Here is a 23,310-nt window from a genome sequence, read left to right on the forward strand (position 1 = left end):
ATGGACTTCCGGTTCACCGACGAGCAGCGCCTCTACCGGGACACGCTGCGCGCCTTCGTCGACAAGGAGATCGTCCCCGTCGCGCGGGAGTGGGAGCAGTCGGGCCGCTACCCCACCGAGATCGTCGAGGGGATGAAGCAGCTCGGTCTGTTCGGCCTCGCCGTCCCGGAGGAGTACGGCGGCCTGGCCGCCGACACCGTCTCGTTCGCGCTCACCTTCGAGGAGATCTCGCGGGGCTGGATGGGCATCGCCGGCATCCTCGGCAGCCACTCGGTGTCCTGCTTCCTGCTCGCGAACCACGGCACCGAGGAGCAGAAGCAGCGCTACCTCCCCGAGCTCGCGACGGGCGCGCGGCGCACCGGGATCGCGCTGACCGAGCCCGGCGCCGGCACCGACCTGCAGGGCATCCGCACCACCGCCCGCCGCGACGGCGACGACTACGTCATCGACGGCACCAAGATGTGGATCACCAACGCCCGGCACGCCGACCCGCTCCCGGTGCTGGTCAAGACCGACCCGTCGGCCTCGCCCGCGCACAAGGGCATGAGCATCCTGCTCGTCGAGGCGGGCACTCCCGGCTTCGAGGTCACCGCCGACATCGGCAAGCTCGGCTACAAGGGCACCGAGTCCTGCGAGGTCGTGCTCGACGGCGTGCGCGTCCCGTCGTCGCAGCTGCTCGGCGGGGTCGAGGGACGCGGCCTGCAGCAGGCGCTGTCCTCGCTGGAGACCGGGCGGATCAACATCGCCGCCCGCAGCGTCGGGATCGCCCAGCGCGCCTACGACGAGGCCCTGTCCTACGCCCGCGAGCGCGAGGCCTTCGGCAGGCCGATCGGCGACTTCCAGGCCGTCCAGCAGCGGCTCGCCCAGACCGCGGTGCGGCTGCAGGCGGCCCGGCTGATGACCTACTGGGCGGCGTCGCGGATGGACGACGGCGTGCGGATGGACACCGAGTCCGGGATGGCGAAGATCTTCGCCTCCGAGCAGGCCCTGGAGTGCGCGCTCGACGCGATGCGCATCCACGGCGGCTACGGCTACTCCACCGAGTTCGAGGTCGAGCGGCTCTACCGCGACGCCCCGCTCATGTCGATCGGCGAGGGCACCAACGACGTGCTGCGCGGCGTGGTGGCGAAGGCGCTGCTCAGCGGCAAGGCCACCGTCCGGTGAGCACGGCCGACGAGCTGGGCGCACTCGCCGCGCGGCTCGGGTACACCCTCGACCCCGGCCAGGTGACGGCGATGCACGACGCGGTCGCGGGCGCCGAGCCCGCGGTGGCGGCGCTGCGGGCGGCCCCCGTCCCGGCGGCGGCCGCCGACCCGGCGCGGGGCGAGGCGTGGCTCGCCCCGCCCGCCGTCGCCGGGAGCGCCCCCACCGGGCCGGACCCCCGCGCCGCGGAGCTGCGTGCGGAGTGGTCCGGGCACGCGGCCGGGGCCGCGCAGCGGCTGGAGCGCCTGCACGCCGAGCTCAACTGCACGATCCGGGTGCTGCACGAGCGGGCCCGCGACCACCGCGCGCCCGAGGGGCCGCCCCGGCCGCTGGAGGGCGTGCCGTTCGCGGTCAAGGACGTCATCGACGTCGCCGGGGTGCCGACGACCGGGGCCTCGCGCACCCGCGCGGACGCCGCCCCGGCGGCGGCCTCGGCGACGGTCGTCGCCCGGCTGGAGGCGGTGGGCGCGGTACCGGTGTCCAAGGACGCGACGACCGAGTTCGCCGTCGGCGGGCCGCACCCGCCGCTGACCGGGCCGTGCCGCAACCCGTGGGCCCCCGGGCGGTGGGCGGGCGGTTCCTCGACCGGGACCGCGGCCGCGGTCGCCGCCGGCGTCGTCCCGTTCGGGCTCGGGACCGACGTCGGCGGCTCGGTCCGGCTGCCCGCGGCCTGGTGCGGCCTGACCGGGCTGAAGCCCACGGCCGGGGCGGTGCCGCGCACCGGGGTGATGCCGCTGTCCTGGACCACCGAGACGGTCGGCCCGCTGGCCCGCGACGCCCGCACCGTCGGTCTGCTGTTCGGCCTGCTCCGCGGCCCGGACGGCGTCGACCCCCGGGTGCCGCAGCTGCCGCCGCTGCCACCCACGACGGTCCCGGCCGACCTGCGCGGCCTGCGGGTCGCCCGTCCCGGCGGCTACCTCACCGCGCTGTGCGACGCGGCCGTCCGGGCGGGCGTGGACCACCTCGTCGACGTCCTCACCGACGCCGGGGCCACCGTCGTGCCGGGCGAGATCCCGTCGGCCGAGCAGGCGCTGCCCATCGGCTACCAGGTCGTGTTCACCGAGGCCGCCGCGGTGCACCGGGTCGACGCCGACCGCTGGGGCGACTACGACCCGGTGACGGTGCGCCGGATCAGCCAGGGCATCACCACACCGGCCGCCGACCTCCTGCGGGCCCTGCAGTTCCGGGTGCAGCTGCAGGCCGAGCTGGACGCCGTGTTCGCCGGGGCCGACCTGGTCGTCGTCCCCACCACGCCCGCGACCGCGCCGCGGCTGCCGGACTGCACGGTCGTCGTCGACGGGGAGCGGTACCCGCTCTACGCGGCGCAGTCGCGCGCCACGATGCTCGGCAACCTCACCGGGGCGCCCGGGCTGGCCCTGCCGACCGGCCTCGCCCCCGACGGCTGCCCGGTCTCGGCGCTGCTCATCGCCCGTCCGCACGACGAGATCACCGCGCTGCGGGTCGCCGCCCTGTTCCAGGACCGCACCGACCACCACCGGCGCACCCCACCGGTCGCCGACCGGATCACCTGACCGTCCCACTCCGACCCGGAGGTCACCGATGACCACCATCCCGGCCCCGTCCACGACCACCTCGCTGGCCGCCACCGTCGGCGCGTTCGCGGCCCGCGCGACCCTCGACGACGTCCCCGCCGAGGTGCAGGAGCGGGCCCGCCACCTGATCCTCGACGCCGTCGGGCTGGCGTTCGCCTCCACCGCCTACGGCTTCCCGGGGGTCGCCGTGGCGGCCCTGTCGTCCTTCGGGGGCGCGGGCGACCAGCCCGTGCTCGGCCTGCCCGACCGGCTCCCGGCCCGTGACGCCGCGGTGCTCAACGGCGTGCTGATCCACGGCATGGACTTCGACGACACCCACATCCCGGCCGTCACCCACGTCTCCGCCGCGGCGCTGCCCGCCGCGCTCGCCGCGGCCGTCGCCCGCGGGGCGGACACCCGGACGCTGCTCCTGGCCTACGTGCTCGGTGTCGAGGTCTCGGCCCGGGTCGGCATCGGCGGCGCGGGCGGGTTCCACGACGTCGGGTTCCACCCCACCGCGGTGGCCGGGGCGTTCGGGTCCGCCGTCGCCGCCGGGAAGGTCGCGGGCCTGGACGCCGACGGTCTCGCGACGGCGCAGGGCGTCGTCGGCTCGATGAGCTCCGGGCTGCTGGAGTTCCTGGCCGACGGGGCCTGGACCAAGCGGCTGCACCCGGGCTGGGCCGCGATGTCCGGGCTCACCGCGGCCGGGTTCGCCGAGGCGGGCTGGAGCGGGCCGGGCGCGGTCTACGAGGGCCGGTTCGGCCTCTACAACTCCCACCTGGCCGGGCGCGAGACCCGGCCCGGCGCGGTCGGCGAGGGCCTGGGCGGGACCTGGGAGCTGATGCGGACCGCGGTCAAGCCGTACCCGATCTGCCACTTCATCCACGCCTTCGCCGACGCCGCGCTGCTGCTGCGCCCCGAGATCGGCGACACCGCGATCACCGGGATCCGCTGCGCGATCCACCCGGTGCCCGGCAAGGTCGTGTGCGAGCCGGCGGAGGCCAAGTGGACCCCCCGCGACGAGTACGACGCCAAGTTCAGCCTCCCCTACGTCGTCGCGACCACGCTGCTGCGCGGCCGCTTCGGGCTGACCGAGCTGTCCGACGCCGCGCTCGCCGACCGCGCCGCGCTCGACCTCGCCCAGAAGGTGCGGGTCACCGACGACCCGGACAGCGCCTTCCCGGCCGCCTACTCCGGCGCGATCGAGATCGAGCTGGCCGACGGCCGGGTCCTGCGCCACCGCGAGCAGGTCAACCGCGGTCACGACGAGCGCCCGCTCACCAACGACGACGTCGTCGCCAAGTTCCGGGAGACGATCGGCACGGTCGCCCCGGCCGCCGTCGCCGACCGGGTGCAGCGCGCGGTGCTGGGGCTCGGCGACGACACCCCGGTCGCGGAGTTCGCCGAGGCCTGCCGTGGCTGACCGCCCGGTGCGGGTGGGGGTGTTCCTGACCCACCAGCAGCCCGCCGGGCGGGACCCGCTGCTCGCGCTGGCCGAGCAGCTGTCGCTGGTCCGCACCGCCCGCGACGGCGGCCTGGACTCGGTGTTCGCCGGCCAGCACCACCTGCCGGAGTCGTTCTCGCACATCCAGCCGCTGCCCTGGCTCGCCCGACTGGCCGCCGAGGCCGGGGACATGCGGATCGGCACCGGCATCCACCTGCTGGCCCTGCACAACCCGGTCGACACCGCCGAGAGCTTCGCCGGCCTCGACGTCGTGACCGGCGGGCGCTCGGTGTTCGGGGTGGGGCTGGGCTACCGCGAGGTCGAGTACGCCGCGTTCGGGATCCCGCCCGGGGACAAGGTCCGCCGGTTCACCGAGAACCTGCGGATCGTCCGCGCACTGTGGACCGGGGAGCCGGTGCACGCCGACGTGGACTGGTGCCGCCTCGACGGGGTCCGCGCCACCACGCTCCCGGCGGCCGTCCCGCCGGTCTGGATGGCCGCGAACTCCGACGGCGCGGTCCGCCGCGCCGCCCGGCTCGCCGACACCTGGATGATCAACCCGCACGCGACCGCGGCGACCGTGCGCCGTCAGCTGGACCTGTTCCACGCCGAGCGGGTCGCCGCCGGGCGCGGTCCGCTGCCCGAGCTGCCGCTGATGCGCGAGGTCTACTGCGCGCCCACCCGGGAGCGGGCCGTCGAGCTGGCCCGGCCGTACCTCGCCGGGAAGTACGAGGTGTACGCGGACTGGGGCCAGGACCGGGTGCTGCCCGGCGCCGAGACCTTCCGCACCGGCTACGACGCGCTGGCCCGCGACCGGTTCGTCGTCGGGACCCCGGAGGACTGCCTGGCCGCGCTGCTGCCCTGGCGCGACGAGGTCGGCGTCGACCACTTCGTGCTCCGGACCGACTGGGCGGGCATGCCGGTCGAGGACGCCCGCGCCTCACTGGACCTGCTCGCCCGCGAGGTGGCACCGGTGCTGCGTGCCGCCCCCGCCACGACCTCCCGACCGCACCCCCGACCCGAGGAGACCGGACTGTGAAACGAGTGGGAGTCGACGTCGGTGGCACGTTCACCGACATCATGTACTGCGACGACGACGGCGGGGTGGCCGTGCACAAGGTGCCCTCCACCCCGCACGACCCGTCGGTCGCCACCGTCGACGGTGTCCGGGAGCTCTGCGTCCGGCTCGGCGTCGACCTGGCCGAGCTGGACCAGTTCCTGCACGGCACCACGGTGGCCACGAACATCGTCCTGGAGCACGACGGTTCCGAGGTCGGCCTCATCACCACCGAGGGCTTCCGCGACATCCTGCACATCGCGCGGAAGAAGCGGCCGCTCAACTACTCCTCCTACCAGGACCTGCCGTGGCAGAAGTGGCAGCTCGTGCGGCGCCGCCACCGCCGCGTCGTCCCGGAGCGGGTGAACGCCGCCGGTGAGGTCCTCGTGCCGCTCGACGAGGACGCGGCGCGCGAGCAGGTCCGGCTCCTGCGTGACGCCGGGGTCACCGCGGTCGCGGTGTGCTTCCTGCACTCCTACCGCAACCCGGCCCACGAGCAGGCGGTCAAGCGCATCCTCGCCGAGGAGGCGCCGGAGGTGTTCGTCTCGCTGTCCAGCGAGGTGGCCCCGCAGTACCGCGAGTACGAGCGGTTCTCCACCACGGCGCTCAACGCCTTCGTCGGCCCGAAGGTGTCGGGCTACATCGACCGGCTCGCGACGACCGTCCGCGACGCCGGCGTGCGCGGTGACGTCGGGCTGATGACCTCGGCCGGTGGCCTGGTGACCGCGCGGCGCGCGGCCGAGAACCCGGTCCTGCTGCTCACCAGCGGTGTGGTCGCGGGGCTGCTCGGCGGCTGCGCGATCGGCAAGGCGTCCGGGTACCCGAGCGTGATCACCCTCGACGTCGGCGGGACCTCCGCGGACGTCGGCGTCGCACCGGACGGCGGGCTGCGGATGAAGCACCTGCTCGACACCCGGATCGGCGACTACCACGCGATGGTCCCGATGGCCGAGGTCGACACCATCGGCGCCGGGGGCGGATCGATCGCCTTCGTCGACGAGGGCGGGATGTTCCGGGTCGGCCCGCGCAGTGCCGGGGCCTCCCCCGGTCCCGCCTGCTACGCCCGCGGCGGCACCGAGCCGACCAGCACCGACGCCATGGTCGCGCTCGGCTGGCTGCGCGAGGACAGCTTCCTGTCCGGGTCGATGCGGATCGAGCCGCAGCTGGCGGCCAAGGCCATCGGCGAGCACGTCGCCGACCGGCTCGGCACCTCGGTGCACGCGGCCGCGATCGGGGTCTTCCGGATCGCCGCGCACGCGATGACCGAGGCGATCAGCCTGCACTCGGTCCGCAAGGGCTACGACCCGCGCGAGTTCTCGCTGGTCGCCGAGGGCGGCGCCGGTCCCCTGTACGCCTGGCACATCGCCGACCAGCTCGGCATCCCGCGGGTGGTCGTCCCGCACCACCCGGGCATCGCCTCGGCGATGGGTCTGCTCGCCACCGACATCCGCTCGGAGATCCCGGCGACGGTGTGGACCTCGACCGACGACCCGGACCTGGAGCGGATCGCCGCCGAGTTCGACCGGCTCGCCGGCCAGGCCGTCGAGCAGCTCGGCGCCGACGGCCTCGACCCGGCCGACGTGCTCGTGGAACGCAGCCTGGACTGCCGCTACCTCGGCCAGGGCTACGAGCTGCGGGTCCCCGCCCCGGACGGCCCGATCGACGACGACTGGATCGCCCGGGCCTCGCGCACCTTCCACGAGGTGCACGAGCGGACCTACTCCCAGCGCTTCGACGACAAGCCGGTGCACATCGTCAACGTCCGCGTCACCGCCGTCGGCCGGGTCGGCGAGGTCCCCCTCGCCGAGATCGAGAGCGGCGGACCCGACCCGTCGGCGGCCGTGCGGGCCACGGTCGAGGCGATCTTCTGGGACGCCTCCGGGACGGCGGGCGCCGTGCCCACCACCGTCTACGACCGGGACCGGCTGCGCGCGGGGAACGTCGTCGACGGCCCGGCGATCATCGAGCAGTTCGACTCGACGACGATCGTCGGCCCCGGCCAGCGCGCCGTCGTCGACCGGGTCGGCCATCTCGTCATCTCGACCGGGGCCGCCCGGGAGGACCAGCAGACCGGAGGAGACCCGCGATGACCGCTCTGGACCCCCGCGGGGTGTCGCTGGCCGGGACCGCGCCCGGCACCCACACGACCGTCGAGGTCGACCCGATCACGCTGCGGGTGATCGGCGGCGCGCTGAACTCCATCGCCAAGGAGATGGCGCAGATCCTCTACCGGATGGCGTACTCCAGCCTCATCCGCGAGTCCGAGGACCTCGGGGCCGGCATCTTCGACGTCAACGGCCGCGAGCTGTGCGAGTCCGACTCGACGCCGATGCACTGCGGCTCGATCCCCGCCTACATCCGCGGCATCGACCGGAGGCTGGCCGGCACCTACCGGCCGGGCGACGTCGTCCTGCACAACCACCCGTACCACGGCGCGGCGCACAGCCCGGACTACGGCATCGTCATCCCGATCTTCTTCGGCGGCGTGCACGTCGGGTTCGCCGGCTGCACCGGGCACGTGTCCGACGTCGGCGGCAACTTCCCCGGCCTGTGCATGGACGTCGTCGACGTCTGGGCCGAGGGCAAGCTGCTGGACTCGGCGAAGATCTACGACGGCGGCGTCCGCAACGACGCGCTGATCCAGCACGTCCTGGACAACGTCCGCACCCCGGAGCAGAACCTCGGCGACCTGGAGGCGCTGATCGCCTGCGCCCGGCTCGGCGAGCGCCGGTTCACCGAGCTGCTGCAGCGCTACGGCCTCGACGTCGTGATGTCGGCGGCCGACCGGTGGATGGACTACAGCGAGGAGATGCTGCGGCGCCGGATCCGGGAGCTGCCCGACGGCGAGTACGCCGCGCCGGTGTCCTACCTCGACGACGACGGCAAGAACCGCGACGTGCCGCTCGCCGTCGCCGTCACGGTGCGGGTCGAGGGCGACGAGGTCGTCGTCGACCTGACCGGGTCGAACCCGCAGGTCCCGACGGCGTTCAACGTCCCCTTCGAGGGGTCGGTGCTCCCGACCGTCGCCTCGGCGATCCGGACGCTGCTGCTCGACGAGGCGCTGACCGAGGAGTTCGTGCCGCAGAACGACGGCTGCTTCCGGCCCGCGAAGGCCTACGCGCCCGAGGGCACGCTGTTCAACCCGGACTTCCCGGCGTCGTGCTTCGCCCGGTTCTCCCAGATCAACCGGGTCTTCGACTCGATCAACCTGGCGCTGGCCGACGTGCTGCCCGATCGTGCGGTCGCCGGGTCCTCGGCGGCGCTCTGCGCGATCGCCTACTCCGGGCTGGCCCCGGACGGGCAGTCCTACTGGGTCTACATCGAGATCAACGAGGGGTCCTACGGCGGACGCAACGGCAAGGACGGCCTCGACTGCGTCGACTCGCTGATGGCCAACACCCGCAACAACCCCATCGAGGAGGTCGAGCTCAACCACGCGATGCTCGCCGAGCGCTACGAGCTGCGTGACGAGCCCCCGGCGCCCGGCCGGTGGCGCGGCGGGGTCGGCAGCGTGCGGCAGTGGCGGATGCTCACCGACACCTTCATGGGGACCGAGGCCGACAACCGCACGGACCCGCCCCGGGGCCTCGCCGGTGGGCACGACGGTCTGCCCGGGTCCTTCGTCCGGAACGCGGGCACCGACCGCGAGGAGGTCCTGTACTCCAAGGTGACCCAGGAGCGGTGCGCGGACGGGGACACCCTGGAGATCCGGCTGCCCTCCGGCGGCGGCTACGGCGACCCGTTCGAGCGGGACCCCGCCGCGGTCCTCGACGACGTGCTCGACGACTACCTGTCCGCCGACGACGCCCGTACCCACTACGGCGTGGTGGTCGACGTGGCTGCGGGCACCGTGGACCGGGAGGCCTCGGCCCGGCTGCGCGCGGCGGCCCGGTGACGCGCGGGCGGGCCCCGGCCGGCACCGAGGCCCGCCCGCGCACCCGGGTCAGCGCACCGGGACCGGCCGCCCGGCCCGGTGCAGCAGCGCGACCGCGCGGTCGACGACCGGCTTGTCGACCAGCGCCCCGTCCAGCACGGCGACGGCGCCGGTCTCCGCGGCCGCCACGACCCGGTCCGCCCAGGCCAGCTCCTCCGCCGAGGGGCGGAAGGCCGCGGCGACGCCGGCGACCTGGGCGGGATGGATGCACAGCTTCGCGGTGAGGCCGAGGGCGAGCGCCGCGGCGCTGTCGGCGGCCAGCCGGGCGTCGTCGCGGACGGCGGTCGTGACCCCGTCGACCGGTGCCGTGACCCCGGCGGCGCGGGCGGCCAGGACGAGCTCGCAGCGGGTGTGGCGCAGTGCGACGTCGTCGAGGTGGTCGACGCCGATGTCCACCGCGAGGTCGACACTGCCGAAGGCGGGACGCACGACGCCGGGGGCGGCGCAGATCTCCTCGGCCCGGCGGACCCCGAGCGCGGTCTCGACGACGGGAACGAGCGGGGTGCCCGCGGGCAGCCGCTCGGCCAGCGCGACGAGCTCCGCACCGCTCTCGGCCTTGGGCAGCACCACCGGGCAGCCGAGCGCGGCGACCACGGCGACGTCGTCGTCGAACCAGGGCGTGCCGGTGCCGTTCACCCGCACCGCGGCCCGGCCGCCGGCGGCCAGCCACTCCCGGACCTGCTCCCGCGCGGCGGTCTTGCCCTCGGGCGCGACGGCGTCCTCGAGATCGACGATCACGACGTCGGCACCGCTGGCGACCGCCTTGTCGTAGCGGTCCGGGCGGGAGCCGGGGACGAAGAGGAAGGTGGTCGCGGCATCGATGGCGAGCATCTGTCCATGGTTAATGTCTGATGTTTAGCTGTCAACGCCGAACTCCGCGCATCGAGCGCTCTGAGGTGTCGTTGGGAAAACATCTGATGATTCCTTGAAACCGCGGTCGGCGCCGTGCGACGCTCCCTGTGACGCCCCACACGGTCCGCCCCCGGACCGTGCCACCCCGACCGGTCGCCGACGCCCGGCCGGTGTCGTGGCCGCGCCCGCCCCCGCGAGCGCGGCGCGGCGCCGTTCCCGCGAGGTCCGCCCGGGACGACGCCGAGAGGAACCGATGAGGACGCTGGGCAAGGGAGCCGGGCTGACGACCTGCCTCGTCGCCGCGGTCGCGCTGCTGACCGCCTGCACACCCGCACGGGAGGCACCGCCGGACGGGGTCCGGACCCTCGTGGTCGCCGACTCCTACCCGGTGACCCACCCCGCGTCCCGGGACGGGATCGTCCACTTCACCGACCGGGTCCGCGAGCTCACCGGCGGTGCCCTGGACGTCGAGTACTACCCGTCCGAGCAGCTGGGCAAGTCCACCGACTACGTCAAGCTCGTCGCGAGCCGCGCCGTGGACGTCGGCGTCGTGTCGCCGCCCTACCTGTCCGACAAGCTCCCCCTGTCCAACGTCGGCGACCTGCCGGGCCTCAGCACCGACTCGTGCACCACCGCCCGCGCGGTCGGCGAGCTCACCCGGGAGGGCGGGCTGCTGCACCGCGAGGAGTTCGCGCCCCGCGGGCTGCGGACGCTGTTCGTCGGCGTCGTCCCGCAGTACGAGCTGTTCACCAACGGCCCGGTGACCGACCCGGCGCAGCTCCCCGGCCTGCTCACCCGCTCCCCCGGCGGTGTCGTCGACCAGACGCTGCGCACCCTGGGCGCCACCCCGGTCTCCATCGCCGGACCCGAGGTCTACGAGGCGATGTCCCGCGGCACCGTCGACGCGATGACCCTCCCGCCGATGAGCGCGGTCCCCTTCCGCCTCGACGAGGTCGCCTCGCACGCCACCGAGGGCGCCCCGCTCGGCGGTTTCACCCTCACCTTCGCCATCTCCGAGGCGCTGTGGCAGGAGCTGCCCGAGGCCCACCGCGACGCCATGACCCGGGCCGGCGAGGAGACCTCCCGCCACCTCTGCGCGGTGATGGGCGAGCAGACGGCGCAGGCCCGGTCGACCCTCGAGGACGGGGGCATGACCTTCACCGCGCTGACCGCCGCCCAGCAGCAGCGCTGGCAGGACGCGGTCGCCTCGGTGCGCGCCGACTGGGCCGCGGACATGGAGGCCCGCGGGCGACCCGGCCGCGCCGCGCTGGAGGAGATGGAGGCGGCGCTCGACCGGGCCCGCGACGAGACCCCGGAGGCCGCACGATGAACGCGGGCACGACGAACGCGGGCACGACCCGGCCGGACTCGGTGGACCGCGTACTGCGCACGGTCGAGGACGCGGCGGCCGCCGTCGGCCTCACCGGCGTCGTCGTCACGGTCGCGCTGATCGTGATCGACGTGGCCCTGCGCTACCTGGTGGGGGCGCCGCTGTCCTGGTCGGTGGGCTTCGTCGGCGACTACGCGCTGGTGGGACTGTTCTTCCTCGGGCTGTCCTACACGGTCCGCGAGGGCGCCCACGTCCGGATCGACCTCGTCCACAAGCGCCTGGGACCGGCCGGACGACGCGTGCTCGCGGTCACCGGGTCGGCCCTGACCGCCGTGTTCCTGGCGCTGGTCGGCTACGGCGGGCTGCTCCTGACCGCGGGCGCGCTCCGCCACGGCGACGTCCCGCTGGCCGGGGCCTCGGAGCTGTCGTGGCCGGTGTGGACCTCGGCGGTGCTGGTGCCGATCGGCGCGGGGCTCGCGGTGCTCCGGTGCCTGCACACGCTGGTCCACGACCTGCGCGGCCCCGCGCCCGCCGCCCCCGAAACCCCCCTCACCTCGGCCGCGGAGGAGATCGCCTGATGGTGCTCGCCGGAGTCCTCGTCCTGCTGTTCGTCCTGCTGCTGGCCCGGGTACCGGTCGGTGTCGCGATCGGGGTGAGCGCCGTCGTCGGACTGCTCGCCCACGGCGGCCCGTCCGCCGCCGTCGGCTTCCTGGAGACCACCCCGTACGCGGCGGTCTCGACCTACACCCTCGCGGCGATCCCGCTGTTCATCCTCATGGCCCAGCTGGTGCTCAAGAGCGGGGTCACGACCGAGCTGTTCGCCGCGGCCCGGGTGTGGGTCGGGCGGGTCCCGGCGGGTCTGGGCGTCGCCACGACGACGACCGGCGCCACCTTCGCCGCGGTCTCCGGGTCGAGCACCGCGGCCGCGGCCGCCCTGGCCTCGACGACCATCCCGGAGATGGAGCGCGAACGCTACGACGGCCGGCTCGCGAACGGCCTGGTCGCCGTCGTCGGCACGCTCGCCGCCATGGTGCCGCCCAGCATCATCCTGGTGTTCTACGCGATCCTGGCCGAGGTCAGCGTGGGCCAGATGCTCGTCGCGGGCCTGGTGCCCGGGCTGCTCGTCACGGTGACGATCATCGTCACGACGCTGTTCCTGGTGCACCGCAAGCCCGCGCTCGCGCCGGCCGGCCGCCGGTACAGCCTGGCCGAGAAGCTGCGGACGGTCCCCGTCCTCGGCCCCGTCGCGCTGCTGTTCCTGCTGGTCGTCGGCTCGATCTACCTGGGGCTGACGACGCCGACCGAGTCGGCGGGCCTCGGTGTCGCCGGTGCGCTGGTCATCGGGCTGGCCCGGCGGCGGCTCGACCTCGCCCGGATCCGCGACGCGCTCGTCGAGACCCTCACCTCGACCGCGATGATCCTGCTGATCATCGCCTCGGCGTACCTGTTCGGCTACTTCATGACGCTGACCCGGATCACCGGGACCCTCGTCGACGCGATCGCCGGCGTCGCCGCGCCGCCGCTGGCGATCTTCGCCCTGATCGCGCTGATCTACCTCGTGCTCGGGGCGTTCCTCGACCAGCTCGCGATCCTCGCGCTCACCGTCCCGGTCGTGCTGCCAGTGGTCGAGCAGCTGGGCTACGACCCGATCTGGTTCGGGGTGATGGTCATCCTGCTGGCCGAGATCGGCCTGGTCACCCCGCCGCTGGGGATGAACGTGTTCATCGTGTCGAAGGCGACCGGACGCCCGGCCGAGGAGATCTTCGTCGGGGTCCTGCCCTACGTGGCGGCGCTGCTCGTGCTCGTGGCCGTGCTCGCCGCGCTGCCCGGTGTGGTGCTGTGGCTGCCCGAGACGATGGGCGGGTGAGCCGGGTTCAGCCGCGCCAGCGCCGCTCGTAGCGCTCCCGGGCCGCGTCCCGCTGCCCCGCGTCGGCCTGCTCCCGCACGACGGCCGCGTGCCCCACGGGGTACCCGGCCTTCGCGACGCGGTGCTCGGCGGACTCGTACATGTAGGCCACCGAGTAGAAGTAGCCGAGGATCGCCCCGGCCAGCACCGACAGCGCCCGGACGTACACGGGGCCGGGGATGAGCAGGAACAGCAGCACCCCGACCGGCAGCAGCTGGACGGTGGTGCGGACGAGGTGACGCAGCTGCCAGGTCCGGGTCGTGACGTCGTGCAGCACCCAGCCGCGGTGCCGGGCGGGCAGCCCGGCGCCGTAGGCGTAGGCCAGCCACCGCAACGGGTTCGGCCGCTCGTCCACTGTTGGTCCCCCAATTCTTGGTGCACCAACAATGTACGATGGCCACCATGTCGAGCGCAGCCCCGGGGGACGGTGACACGGGTAGGGACCTGCTGCGGCTCGACCGGCAGGTCTGCTTCGCCCTCGCCGTCGCGGCCCGCAACGTCATCGCGCTCTACCGGCCGCTGCTCGAGCCGATGGGCCTGACCCACCCGCAGTACCTGGTGATGCTCGCGCTGTGGGAGGACTCCCCCCGCTCGCTGGGTGAGCTGGCCCGCGCGCTCGCCCTCGACCCGGGCACGCTCTCGCCGCTGCTCAAGCGGCTGGAGGCGGCCGGGCTGGTCGACCGCCGCCGGGTCCCCGGCGACGAGCGGACGATGGCGGTCTCCCTCACCGGCGCCGGCCGGGCCCTGCGCGCCCGGGCCGAGGCGATCCCGCCGGCGATCGTGGAGCGGCTCGGGATGCCGCTGCCCGAGCTGGAGGAGCTGCGGGCGGTGCTGGACCGGGTGATCGACGCGTCGCGGAGCTGAGACCGGCCTGCTCCCGGACCGGTCCGGTCCGGGAGCAGGAGCTCAGGCGCCGACGGTGGCGTCGGCCCGGTCGACGGCCGCCCGCAGCTCGCGCAGGCGCGGCAGCGCCCGGTGGGTCAGCAGGTCCTCGCGGACCGCGGAGGCGACCGAGAGGGAGTCCTTCCACAACGACCGTCCGGCCATCGCCCCACTGGCGCCGTGGGCCACCGCGGTGCGGACCTGCCCGATGAAGGTGCTGTGGTCGACACCCGCCGAGAGGACGGCCCACGGGACGCCCGCCGCGGCCTCGGTGACCGCGGCGCAGGCCTCCGCCGAGCCGGGGTAGGGCAGCTTGAGGACCTTGGCGCCGGCCTCGACCGAGAGGCGGGCGGCGTCGGCGACGAGCTGCGGGAAGCGCTCGGCGTACTGCTCGTCGGTCTCCCCCTCCAGCCGGTAGAGCAGGATCTCGACGATCAGCAGGACGCCCTCGGCGGTGCAGGCCTCGACCAGCTCGCGGATCCCGCGGACCACGTCGGAGTCGGCGCCCTGCCGGTCGGGGCGCAGGTACCAGAGCATCTTCGCGGCGTCGCCGCCCAGGTCGCGCACGGTCCGCGGGGTCACGCCCGCACTGAACCGGGTGTGGCGCAGGCCGTCGACGGTCTCGTAGCCCGAGGCGTCCATCCCGACGACGAGCGCGGTGCCCGAGGCGTCGAGCGTGCCGTCGTCGACGAGCTGCGGCAGCGCCACCTCGGGGTCGAGCAGGATGGCCGGGCCGTGGCTCGCGAGGTGGCGGACGAGGTCGCCCTTGGCCTGCGCGAGCTCCTCGCGGCTGATGGACTCCGGGCCGTCGGGGGCGTCCTGCATGACGGCCTTCATGCTGTTGCGCTGGTCGGCGGCGACGATGAGCATGTGGCCGTCGGCGGTGCTGATGCGCGCCATCGCGCGCTTCTCGAGGGTCGTCAGCTCGTTCACGGTGATCCTTCTCCTGGGTGGGCGGGTTCGTGGGACGGGGTCGCGCCGACGCCGGCGGCGCGCGGCGGGCCCCAGTCGGCCAGCACGGCCGCGAGGCCGGTCTGGTCGGTGGCGCCGGTGGCGGCCAGCGCACCGAGCGCCGCCGCACCGCGGCACCCGGGCAGCGCGACGGAGGAGAACTCCAGACGCGGCAGTACGTCGTGCTTGAGGGCGCGCACGCTGGCCATCCGCGTCCAGCCGCCGACACAGAGCGCCGAGACGTGCGGTCCGACGGCCGAGGTGACGAGGTCCAGCAGGGCCGAGGTCCGTTCTCCGACGTGGTGCAGGGCGGCGGCCAGGAGCTCGGCGGGGTCCGCCTCCCGGGTCAGGACGATCTGCACGTCGTCGCTGCCGCGGCCGCCCGCCCGCACCGTGACGCCCGGGACGGGGCGGGGCACCCGCGCGGCGGCGGCGTCGACGGCGTCGCGGCGGTCGCCCTCGGTGGCGCCGGCCAGCGACAGGATGCGGCGCAGGATGACCCCGGCGCTGACACCGCAGAGCACGGCGCTGAGCCCGTCGACCACGTGCGCACCCACCGACACGCCCGCGTCCGCGAGCCGGGCGCGGTCGGCCGGGGAGACCGGGGTGGCCGCCGAGCGCAGCAGGACGTCCGCGGTGCCCGCCCCGTTGAACAGGTGCTCCGGGTCGGTGGCGCCGGCCCCGAGGGCCGCGACGGGGTGGTCGTGCCCGGCGACGGTGAGCACCGCGCCGCGCAGCCGGGCGTCGACGTCGGTCCGGGTGATCCGCCCGGCGCCGGTGCCGGCGGGGCGCAGCGGGGGCAGCAGTGTGGGGGGCAGGCCCAGCGCGTCGGCGACGTGGTCGGCGGGTGCGAGCCGGGCGGTGTCGAGCAGCCCGGTCCGCGAGGCCAGCGACGGCTCGGCCACACGCTCGCCGCCCAGGGCGGCGACCACGTGCTCCGGCACGCTCAGCCAGGTCGACGACGGCGTGACGCGCCACCCGTGCCCGAGCCCCCAGGCCAGGGAGGCGGCGCTGGGCTGGGCGTCGGCGCGCAGCCCGGTGGCGGCGGTGAACGCCTCCCGGACCGGCGCCGGCAGCGCGGCCATCTGCGCGCCGCCGCGGGGGTCGTACCAGGCGACGACGGGTGCCGCCTCCGCCCCGGTGCCGTCGAGCAGGACGCCGCTCTCGGCCATGCCCGTGACGCCGAGGGACAGCACCGGCCCCCGTTCGGGCGGCAGCCCGGCGAGCAGGCCGTGGAGCACGGCGAGCACCCGGTCCACCAGGGCCGCGCCGGTCGTCTCACTCTCCCCGGTCCGCGACACGCGCCACGGGGTGTCGGCGCTGTACCGGCCCAGTGCGGTGCCCCGGTCGTCGTAGGCCACGGCCTTGGTCTGGGTCGAGCCGACGTCGAGCCCGATGTGCATGCCGTTCGCCATGCCCGTTCCCTCCTGGACGTATCGGTGGTGCTGAGCGGTGCTCACGGTCATGTCATCGGTGTCATGCACGCCACTGCGGCATCACCGGCCTCCCACGGTCGGGAGGGGGTACCGGTCGCTCAGCGGCAGCTGTAGCCGCCGTCGACCGGGAGCGACACGCCGGTGATCATCGAGGCGCCGTCGCCGAGCAGGAAGACGATGGGCGCGGCGATCTCGTCCTCGGTGGCCCAGCGGTGCAGCGGCATGGCCTCGAGGAACGGGGGCCCGACGTCCTCGCGGCCCCAGTACCAGGCCGACATCGGCGTCATGACGACGGTCGGGTTCACGCTGTTGACCCGGATCCCGTACCGGCCCAGCTCCAGGGCCGACACACGGGTGATGTTGTCCAGCGCCGCCTTGGACGAACCGTAGGAGACGTGCCCGGGCAGTGCCACGAGGCTCGCCTGGCTGGAGACGTTGACGATGGAGCCGCCCCGCCCGAGGCGGACCATCGACCGCGCGGCGTACTTGGTGACCAGCAGCGCGCCCCGCGCGTTGACGCTGATGACCTTGTCGAAGACCGCGATGTCGGTGTCCAGGGGCGTCGCGATCTCCCCGCCGACGCCGCCGCAGTTGACCACCCCCCAGAGGTCCAGCTCCTCCAGTGCCCCCCGGACCTCGTCCTCGGACTCGAGGTCGAAGGCCAGCGGGCGGGCACCGGTCGCGGCGACGATGTCGGCCAGGCCCGCCTCGTCGCGGCCGGCGGCGACGACGTCGGCACCGGCGGCGACCAGCCGGCGCACGGTGGCTCCCCCGATCCCGCCGGCGGCTCCGGTGACCAGGACGGTGCGGCCGTCGACGTCGGACATGGTGGTGGGTTCCTCTCGGGTGGCGTCGGCCCGGACGGGCGGGGATGGAGCCCCTCCGCGGGCCCGAGGACTCCGGGCCCGCGGAGGGAGGCGGGTCAGCCGGAGCAGTCCGACTTGTAGACGGCCGCCTGGCTGGCGGGCGAGTCGAGGTTCTGCGCGGTGATGATCGTGAAGTCGGTCTGGATCTTCGCCTCGGTCGGCTTGCCCTCGATCGCGTCGACCGCCTGCTGCACGCCGTCGGTGCCGATGGTTCCCGGCTGCTGGGCGATGAGCGCCTGGATCGTGCCCTCCTGCAGCGCCTTGACCTGGTCCGGTCCGGCGTCGAACCCGACGATCTTGACCGCGCCCTGCTTGCCCGCCTGGCGGACGCCGGTGGCGGCCCCCTCGGCGCCGAACAGGTTGGTCGCGAAGACGCCGACGATGTCGGGGTCCTTCTGCAGTGCGGCGGTCACCAGCTGCGCGGCCTTCGCGACGTCGTTCTGGGCGTACTGCACGCCGAGGTCGGTGTAGGCGGCGTCCTTCTTCGCGGCCTCGGCGAAGCCGGCGGTCCGCGCGTCGGAGGTGCTGATGCCGGGCTGGTTGTCGATCACGAGGACCTTGCCGCCGCCGGGGGCCAGCTGCTTGATCGCATCGAAGGCCGCCGCGCCACCGCCGAGGTTGTTCGACGAGATCTGCGAGGACACCTTCGCGGTGTCGTTCAGCGTGGTGTCGACGAGCACGACCTTGATGCCGGCGGCGATGGCCTGGTCGATCGGCTGCTGCATGGCGCTGACGTCGGTGGGCGCGATCATGATCGCGTCCGGCCGGGCGGCGATCGCCGAGGACAGGATCGGCGTCTGCAGGGTGGGGTCGAACTTCTGCGGGCCCTGGGTGTCGAGCGAGACGCCCAGCGTGCGGGCCTCCTGCTCGGCGGCGCACTGCATGGAGATGTAGAAGTTGTCACCCGCCACGCCCTGGATGAAGGTGATCTTCTTGGCGTCCCCGCCGGTGCTCCCGGCGGGGGCGTTGCCCTCCGCCGCACCGCAGGCGCTCAGCGAGGCGACGAGAGCCGCGGCCAGGCCGACGGAGAGAACGACACTGTTCCTGCGCACTTCAGTTTCCCTTCGAGGAGCCGCGCCCCAGACGGGCGAGGACGGACTGACGGGGTCTGCCCGACTGGGCGTTCGTGCGGCGCTTCTGGTCCAGCCAGACCGCGGCGACGAGGACGACACCGACCACGACCTGCTGCCAGAACGGCTGGACCCCGATGATCACGAAGCCGCTCTGCAGGGTGGTGGGGATGAACAGACCGATGACGGTGCCGAAGATCGTGCCGAGGCCCCCGAAGAGGCTCGTGCCGCCGATGACGACGCCCGCGATGACGTTGAGGTTGGTGTTCGACTGCCCACCGATGGTGGTGGACTGGAAGAAGGCCAGGTTGAGGATGCCGGCGAACCCGGCGAGCAGGCCGGCGAAGGCGTAGACCTTGATCGTCTGCAGGTCGACCTTGATGCCGGTGCGGCGCCCGGCCTCGATGTTGGAGCCGATCGCGTAGGTGTGGAGCCCGAAGCGGGTCCGGTGCAGCAGGACCATGCCGAGCACGACGACCAGTCCCGCGATCACCGACAGGGTCGGGACCTGGCCGACGACGTTGCCGAAGCCGACGGTGTCCACGAGGACCTCCGGGGCCGCACGCAGGTCGATGCCGCCGGTGATGATCTGCGCGAAGCCCAGGGCCGCACCGAAGCTGCCCAGGGTGACGATGAGCGGGGGCACCTTGGCCTTGGCGATGAGGACGCCGTTGACCAGCCCCCACATCAGGCCGGACAGGCAGGCGACCACCGCGCCGAGCAGGGCCACCCCCCACCCCTCGCCCCCGGCGGCGACCATGACCTTGCTGGCCACGACGCCGGAGAAGACCAGCACGCTGCCGACGGACAGGTCGATCCCGCCGGTGATGATCACGAAGGTCATCCCGACGCCGAGCACCGCCAGGATCGAGGTGTTGATGACGATGCTGCGGATGTTGAAGCCGGACAGGAACGAGATCGGGGCCAGCGTCCCGAAGATCGCGACGATCACCAGCAGGATCAGGACGATCTGCAGGGCCTGCAGGCGCAGCAGGCGCTGGACGCGGCGGGGCTCGGCCGGCGCGGCGGCGGTCGTGGTCACGGGAGATTCCTTCGCGGCAGCGGACGTGGGGCCGGCCGGGCGTCGTCCCCGGTCGCCCGTCCGGGAGTGGGTGTCGGTGCTCATGCCCCCGCCTCACGCAGGTCGAGCGCACCGGTCATGGCGCCGACGAGCTCCTCGACGCTCGTCCCGGAGCCGCGGTAGACGGCGACGCGACGGCCGTGGCGCATCACCTGCACGCGGTCGGAGACCTCGAGCACGTGCGGCATGGAGTGGCTGATGAACACGACGCCGATGCCCTCGTCGCGGACCCGGCGGATGAGGTCGAGCACGCCCTTGGTCTGCACCACACCGAGCGCCGCGGTCGGCTCGTCCAGGAAGATGACCTTGCTGGCCCACGCGGCGGCCCGGGCCACGGCGATGGACTGCTTCTGGCCGCCGGACATGGCGCCGACCGGGCTGGAGAAGCTGCGCACGGTGGAGCCGAGGCTGGTGAAGTTCCGCTCGCCGGACTCCCGCATCGCGGCGGTGTCCATGAAGCCGAGCTTGCCGAGCAGGCCCTTCCGCATGACCTCGCGCCCGAGGTAGAGGTTCTGGATCGGGTCCAGGTGGGGCGCCAGGGCGAGATCCTGGAAGACGGTCTCGATGCCGAGCTCGCGGGCCGCGATGGGGCTGCCCAGCACGACCTCACGGTTCTCGAACTCGATGCGACCGGCGTCGGGCTGCTCGCTGCCCGACAGCATCCGCACGAGCGTCGACTTGCCGGCGCCGTTGTCGCCGATGAGGGCGACCACCTCGCCGGCGTGGACGTCGAAGTCGGCGCCCTGCAGCGCCGTGACCTGGCCGTACTGCTTGGTGATCCCCTCGGCCCGCAACAGCGGCTCTGACATCTCTCACTCCTTTGTGGCGTCCGTGGCGGTGCTGCCGGCGTCGCGGCGCGCGCGGTGCCGGGTGCCGCCGTACCGGGCGGCACCAGAGGCTCGAGGCCGTGCGAGCGGGCGAGGGGCTGCGGTGCCGGTCGTGCGGGTGGCCGCTCGATGACATCGGTGTCATCTCGCGCCGGGGAGAAGGAAACCAGGCCATGTCATCGGTGTCAAGGCGCGTCGTCCGGCGCCTTCCACCCCGGAACGGACGGGGTCAGGACCGGGCGTCCCCGCCGGACGGGGTGGTCGACGGGAACAGCTCGACGAGGTCGTGCGGGGGGCGGCAGGAGGCCCGTTCGATGAGGCGCACCGGCAGGGTCACCAGGCTGCTCGGCTCCCGGTCGTCGCCCTCGAGCCGGTGGAGCACCCGCTGGGCGGCCAGCCGCCCCAGTGCGTCCGGGTCCTGGTCGACCACCGTGAGCGCCGGCGAGAGCGTCGCCGCCATCGGGAAGTCACCGAACGCCGCGATCGCCAGCCGGCGGCCGGACAGGGCCGGGACCAGCACCATCGTGGTCTGGGCGTCGGAGGAGAACACCGCGGTGGGAGCGGGGTCGGCGGCGGCCAGCGCGGCCGCGGCGCGCCCGGCGCCCGCGGCGGTGGTCGCCCCGAGCAGGACCAGGTCCCGCTCGAAGGGGAGCCCGGCCTCCTCCAGGGCGGCCCGGTAGCCGTGCAGCCGGTTCGCGGTCGTCGAGATGTCCTCGGAGTTGCCCACGAAGGCGATCCGCCGGTGGCCGCGGTCGATCAGGTGCGCGGTCGCCGTCCGCGCGCCGCCGAGGTCGTCCTCGACGAAGCAGTCGGCGTCGATCCCGCGGGGCGGGCGGTCGACGAACACGAGGGGCAGCTTGGACGACCAGCGCGACAGGTAGCCCTGGTCGGTCGCCGTCGGCGCCATCACCAGGGCCCCCAGCTGGCGGCGCAGCAGCGACTCGACGATCCCCTCCTCGCGCGCGCCCTCCGCACCGAGGCTCGTGATCAGGACGGACATGTCGTGCTGGGCGGCGACCTGCTCGACCCCGTCGGCGATGGCGGCGAAGAAGGGGTCGGAGATGCTGGGCACGGCCAGCCCGATCACCGGCGAGCGGCCGTCGCGGAACGTGCGGGCCAGCATGTTCGGGGTGTAGTTGAGGGCGGCGAGGGCCTCCTCCACCCGGCGGCGGGTCTCCGGGAGGACGTGGCGGTCCTCGTTGAAGACCCTCGAGACCGTCTTGACGCTCACGCCCGCCTGCCGCGCCACGTCACGCATCGTCGCCATCTGCCGTGCATCCCCCTCGCGTCGTCGTGGGCCGCGACCGGGGCCCACCACCGCCGCCCCTCGAACACCGCCTCTGGTGCGGCGCACCGTGCGAGGGCATCATGACACCGATGACAAGCAGCGCCACACCCCACGCGCCGGTCGCCGTGCTGGCCGGCCCGGCGGGAGCGGGGAAGACCACTGTGGCCAGAGCGCTGAGCGCGCACCTGCGGGCGTCCCTGCTGGACCTCGACACGGCCACCGCTCCCCTGGTCTCGGTCGTGGCGGGCCTGCTGGGCAGCGACGACCTCGACGGCGCCGTGCTGGCCGAGGCGACCCGGGACGCGCGCTACGAGACGCTCCTCGCGCTGGCCGAGGACTGCCTGGCCTGCGGCACCCCGGCGGTCCTGGTCGCGCCCTTCACCCGGGAGCGCCGTGACCCGGCGGCCTGGGCCGCGACCGAGCGGCGGTTGCGCGAGGCCGGTGGCCTGCCCCGCCTGGTCTGGGTGCACGCCTCCCGTGCGGTGCTGCGCGAACGGCTGCGGGGCCGGGGGGCCGCGCGGGACGCGTCGAAGCTCGCCGACCTCGACGCCCACCTGGACGGCCTCGACCTGCGGCCGCCCGCCGTCGGGCACCTGCCGGTCGACACCGGGCTGCCGGTGCGGATCGAGGAGCTGGCGGCGGCGCTGGGCGGCCGTGTCCGGACGGCGTCGCGGCCGTAGCGTGGGGCCGGTGCTGATGAACTCCGCCGCCGCGGTCCTGCTGCTGGTCGACCTGCAGGAGCGCCTGGTCCCCGCGATGCACGACGGCGAGCGGGTCGTCGCCCGGGCCGCCCGGCTCGCCGAGGCCGCGACCCTGCTCGAGGTCCCGGTGCTGGCCACCGAACAGGTCCCGGAGAAGCTGGGCCCGACCGTCGAGCCGCTCGCCGGGCTGCCGCACCTGGTGGTGCCCAAGACCCGCTTCGCCGCCGACGACGGCGTGCTGTTCCCGCCCGGACGCGGCGAGATCGTCGTCGCCGGGGTGGAGGCGCACGTCTGCGTGCTGCAGACCGTGCTGGAGCTGCTCGCCGACGACCGCCGGGTGGTGGTCGTCGCCGACGCGGTCGGCTCACGGTTCGTCGAGGACGAGCAGCTGGCGCTGCAGCGCGCCCGCGCGGCCGGGGCCGAGATCGTCACCTCGGAGATGGTGCTGTTCGAGTGGCTGCGCGACGCCGCGCACCCGCGCTTCCGCGAGGTCCAGAAGCTCCTCAGGTAGGGCGCACAGCCCGCGCACAGGATGCGGCGGGACCGTGGCCGGGTGACCACCACCGTCGCGGCCCCGCGTCCCGTCCCCGCCACCGCCGTGCTCGCCGTCGTCGGCGCGGCGCTGCTGCTCATCGCCGCCGTGACCGGGTGGGCGCTGCCGGGGACGGCGACCGCACGGCACTGGGACGTCGTGTGGGCCGGCCTCGACGTCGGGACGGCCGTGGCCGCGCTGGCCACGGCCGCGCTGCTGCGGGCGCGCGACGTGCGGGCGGCGCTGACCGCGGCGGCCGGTGCCGCGCTGCTGGTCGTCGACGCCTGGTTCGACGTCACCACCGCCGCGGGGACCTCCGGCGCCGCGCTCGCCGTGGCCGAGGCCGTGCTGCTGGAGCTGCCGCTGGCCCTGGCCGGGGCGCTGCTGGCGGCCCGGCTGCTCGCGCCCCGTCGCTGAC

General features: G+C 74.4%; 22 protein-coding genes. 13 read left to right on the top strand and 9 right to left on the bottom strand.

Going from position 1 to position 23,310, the window contains the following annotated elements; genetic code table 11:
* Genes KPL57_RS53220 through KPL57_RS53245 form a run of 6 tightly spaced genes read left to right on the top strand, consistent with a single transcriptional unit; the run spans window position 1 to window position 9,131 of the window.
* Window positions 1-1,164 (top strand): acyl-CoA dehydrogenase family protein, encoded by a 1,164-nt coding sequence (locus tag KPL57_RS53220; RefSeq protein ID WP_226358011.1) that lies wholly within the window; start codon window positions 1-3, stop codon window positions 1,162-1,164.
* A complete protein-coding gene (locus KPL57_RS53225) occupies window positions 1,161-2,735 on the top strand; it encodes an amidase (RefSeq protein WP_226358012.1) in 1,575 nt (524 codons plus the stop codon). Before KPL57_RS53220 ends, KPL57_RS53225 begins: the two co-directional genes overlap by 4 nt.
* Before the next feature lie 28 nt (window positions 2,736-2,763).
* Complete coding sequence (locus KPL57_RS53230) at window positions 2,764-4,158, top strand: MmgE/PrpD family protein (RefSeq protein WP_226358013.1); 1,395 nt, start codon at window positions 2,764-2,766, stop codon at window positions 4,156-4,158.
* The gene (locus KPL57_RS53235; protein WP_226358014.1) at window positions 4,151-5,218 is read left to right on the top strand and encodes an LLM class flavin-dependent oxidoreductase; all 1,068 of its coding nucleotides are present in this window, start codon (window positions 4,151-4,153) and stop codon (window positions 5,216-5,218) included. The genes KPL57_RS53230 and KPL57_RS53235 overlap by 8 nt, the downstream gene beginning before the upstream one ends.
* Entirely contained in the window at window positions 5,215-7,326 is a 2,112-nt protein-coding gene (locus KPL57_RS53240) for a hydantoinase/oxoprolinase family protein (RefSeq protein WP_226358015.1), read from the top strand. Before KPL57_RS53235 ends, KPL57_RS53240 begins: the two co-directional genes overlap by 4 nt.
* A complete protein-coding gene (locus tag KPL57_RS53245; protein WP_226358016.1) occupies window positions 7,323-9,131 on the top strand; it encodes a hydantoinase B/oxoprolinase family protein in 1,809 nt (602 codons plus the stop codon). The genes KPL57_RS53240 and KPL57_RS53245 overlap by 4 nt, the downstream gene beginning before the upstream one ends.
* A 48-nt stretch (window positions 9,132-9,179) precedes the next feature.
* Here the strand turns inward: KPL57_RS53245 and KPL57_RS53250 are convergent, their stop codons facing one another.
* Window positions 9,180-10,001 (bottom strand): CoA ester lyase, encoded by an 822-nt coding sequence (locus KPL57_RS53250; protein WP_226358017.1) that lies wholly within the window; start codon window positions 9,999-10,001, stop codon window positions 9,180-9,182.
* 274 nt (window positions 10,002-10,275) lie between these two features.
* Here KPL57_RS53250 and dctP point away from each other — a divergent pair, with 274 nt between their 5' ends.
* The 3 genes from dctP to KPL57_RS53265 are packed head-to-tail and all read left to right on the top strand — an operon-like array spanning window position 10,276 to window position 13,219.
* Entirely contained in the window at window positions 10,276-11,352 is a 1,077-nt protein-coding gene (gene dctP, locus KPL57_RS53255; RefSeq protein ID WP_226358018.1) for a TRAP transporter substrate-binding protein DctP, read from the top strand.
* Entirely contained in the window at window positions 11,349-11,930 is a 582-nt protein-coding gene (locus KPL57_RS53260) for a TRAP transporter small permease (protein WP_226350610.1), read from the top strand. Before dctP ends, KPL57_RS53260 begins: the two co-directional genes overlap by 4 nt.
* The gene (locus tag KPL57_RS53265) at window positions 11,930-13,219 is read left to right on the top strand and encodes a TRAP transporter large permease (protein WP_226350609.1); all 1,290 of its coding nucleotides are present in this window, start codon (window positions 11,930-11,932) and stop codon (window positions 13,217-13,219) included. Before KPL57_RS53260 ends, KPL57_RS53265 begins: the two co-directional genes overlap by 1 nt.
* A gap of 7 nt (window positions 13,220-13,226) precedes the next feature.
* Here the strand turns inward: KPL57_RS53265 and KPL57_RS53270 are convergent, their stop codons facing one another.
* Window positions 13,227-13,613: a DUF5313 family protein gene (locus tag KPL57_RS53270; protein ID WP_226350608.1), complete on the bottom strand. Its 387-nt coding sequence runs from the start codon at window positions 13,611-13,613 to the stop codon at window positions 13,227-13,229.
* Window positions 13,614-13,660: 47 nt separating this feature from the next.
* Between KPL57_RS53270 and KPL57_RS53275 the strand changes: the two genes are divergently transcribed.
* Window positions 13,661-14,122 (top strand): MarR family winged helix-turn-helix transcriptional regulator, encoded by a 462-nt coding sequence (locus tag KPL57_RS53275; RefSeq protein ID WP_226350607.1) that lies wholly within the window; start codon window positions 13,661-13,663, stop codon window positions 14,120-14,122.
* A 42-nt stretch (window positions 14,123-14,164) separates the two neighbouring features.
* Here the strand turns inward: KPL57_RS53275 and KPL57_RS53280 are convergent, their stop codons facing one another.
* The 7 genes from KPL57_RS53280 to KPL57_RS53310 all read right to left on the bottom strand — a co-directional run bounded on the left by KPL57_RS53280 (window position 14,165) and on the right by KPL57_RS53310 (window position 21,638).
* Window positions 14,165-15,073, bottom strand: coding sequence for a tagatose-bisphosphate aldolase (locus KPL57_RS53280; RefSeq protein ID WP_226350606.1), 909 nt, complete (start codon window positions 15,071-15,073; stop codon window positions 14,165-14,167).
* A complete protein-coding gene (locus tag KPL57_RS53285) occupies window positions 15,070-16,551 on the bottom strand; it encodes an FGGY family carbohydrate kinase (RefSeq protein ID WP_226350605.1) in 1,482 nt (493 codons plus the stop codon). The genes KPL57_RS53280 and KPL57_RS53285 overlap by 4 nt, the downstream gene beginning before the upstream one ends.
* Window positions 16,552-16,625: 74 nt before the next feature.
* Window positions 16,626-17,354 (bottom strand): SDR family oxidoreductase, encoded by a 729-nt coding sequence (locus tag KPL57_RS53290; protein ID WP_226350604.1) that lies wholly within the window; start codon window positions 17,352-17,354, stop codon window positions 16,626-16,628.
* A 95-nt stretch (window positions 17,355-17,449) separates the two neighbouring features.
* The gene (locus KPL57_RS53295; protein WP_226350603.1) at window positions 17,450-18,445 is read right to left on the bottom strand and encodes an ABC transporter substrate-binding protein; all 996 of its coding nucleotides are present in this window, start codon (window positions 18,443-18,445) and stop codon (window positions 17,450-17,452) included.
* Between the two features lies 1 nt (window position 18,446).
* Complete coding sequence (locus KPL57_RS53300; RefSeq protein WP_226350602.1) at window positions 18,447-19,505, bottom strand: ABC transporter permease; 1,059 nt, start codon at window positions 19,503-19,505, stop codon at window positions 18,447-18,449.
* An 80-nt stretch (window positions 19,506-19,585) separates the two neighbouring features.
* Window positions 19,586-20,353, bottom strand: coding sequence for an ATP-binding cassette domain-containing protein (locus KPL57_RS53305; RefSeq protein ID WP_226350601.1), 768 nt, complete (start codon window positions 20,351-20,353; stop codon window positions 19,586-19,588).
* Window positions 20,354-20,600: 247 nt separating this feature from the next.
* Window positions 20,601-21,638 (bottom strand): LacI family DNA-binding transcriptional regulator, encoded by a 1,038-nt coding sequence (locus tag KPL57_RS53310; RefSeq protein WP_226358019.1) that lies wholly within the window; start codon window positions 21,636-21,638, stop codon window positions 20,601-20,603.
* Between the two features lie 110 nt (window positions 21,639-21,748).
* On the opposite strand from KPL57_RS53310, the gene KPL57_RS53315 reads away from it, so the two are divergent.
* The 3 genes from KPL57_RS53315 to KPL57_RS53325 are packed head-to-tail and all read left to right on the top strand — an operon-like array spanning window position 21,749 to window position 23,309.
* Entirely contained in the window at window positions 21,749-22,339 is a 591-nt protein-coding gene (locus KPL57_RS53315) for an ATP-binding protein (RefSeq protein ID WP_226350600.1), read from the top strand.
* Between the two features lie 16 nt (window positions 22,340-22,355).
* A complete protein-coding gene (locus tag KPL57_RS53320) occupies window positions 22,356-22,871 on the top strand; it encodes an isochorismatase family protein (RefSeq protein ID WP_226350657.1) in 516 nt (171 codons plus the stop codon).
* 42 nt (window positions 22,872-22,913) lie between these two features.
* Window positions 22,914-23,309, top strand: a complete 396-nt coding sequence (locus tag KPL57_RS53325) for a hypothetical protein (RefSeq protein WP_226350599.1) — start codon at window positions 22,914-22,916, stop codon at window positions 23,307-23,309.
* Window position 23,310 lies beyond the last annotated feature (1 nt).

The organism is Pseudonocardia sp. ICBG601 (assembly GCF_020496245.1).

Bases quoted from the DNA above. Each gene is read 5' to 3' on its own strand.
- KPL57_RS53220 (WP_226358011.1), top strand. From the start codon at position 1: ATGGACTTCCGGTTCACCGACGAGCAGCGCCTCTACCGGGACACGCTG.
- KPL57_RS53260 (WP_226350610.1), top strand. From the start codon at position 11,349: ATGAACGCGGGCACGACGAACGCGGGCACGACCCGGCCGGACTCGGTG.
- KPL57_RS53315 (WP_226350600.1), top strand. From the start codon at position 21,749: ATGACAAGCAGCGCCACACCCCACGCGCCGGTCGCCGTGCTGGCCGGC.
- KPL57_RS53265 (WP_226350609.1), top strand. From the start codon at position 11,930: ATGGTGCTCGCCGGAGTCCTCGTCCTGCTGTTCGTCCTGCTGCTGGCC.
- KPL57_RS53320 (WP_226350657.1), top strand. From the start codon at position 22,356: ATGAACTCCGCCGCCGCGGTCCTGCTGCTGGTCGACCTGCAGGAGCGC.
- KPL57_RS53250 (WP_226358017.1), bottom strand. From the start codon at position 10,001: ATGCTCGCCATCGATGCCGCGACCACCTTCCTCTTCGTCCCCGGCTCC.
- dctP (WP_226358018.1), top strand. From the start codon at position 10,276: ATGAGGACGCTGGGCAAGGGAGCCGGGCTGACGACCTGCCTCGTCGCC.
- KPL57_RS53290 (WP_226350604.1), bottom strand. From the start codon at position 17,354: ATGTCCGACGTCGACGGCCGCACCGTCCTGGTCACCGGAGCCGCCGGC.
- KPL57_RS53275 (WP_226350607.1), top strand. From the start codon at position 13,661: ATGTCGAGCGCAGCCCCGGGGGACGGTGACACGGGTAGGGACCTGCTG.
- KPL57_RS53245 (WP_226358016.1), top strand. From the start codon at position 7,323: ATGACCGCTCTGGACCCCCGCGGGGTGTCGCTGGCCGGGACCGCGCCC.
- KPL57_RS53305 (WP_226350601.1), bottom strand. From the start codon at position 20,353: ATGTCAGAGCCGCTGTTGCGGGCCGAGGGGATCACCAAGCAGTACGGC.
- KPL57_RS53230 (WP_226358013.1), top strand. From the start codon at position 2,764: ATGACCACCATCCCGGCCCCGTCCACGACCACCTCGCTGGCCGCCACC.
- KPL57_RS53310 (WP_226358019.1), bottom strand. From the start codon at position 21,638: ATGGCGACGATGCGTGACGTGGCGCGGCAGGCGGGCGTGAGCGTCAAG.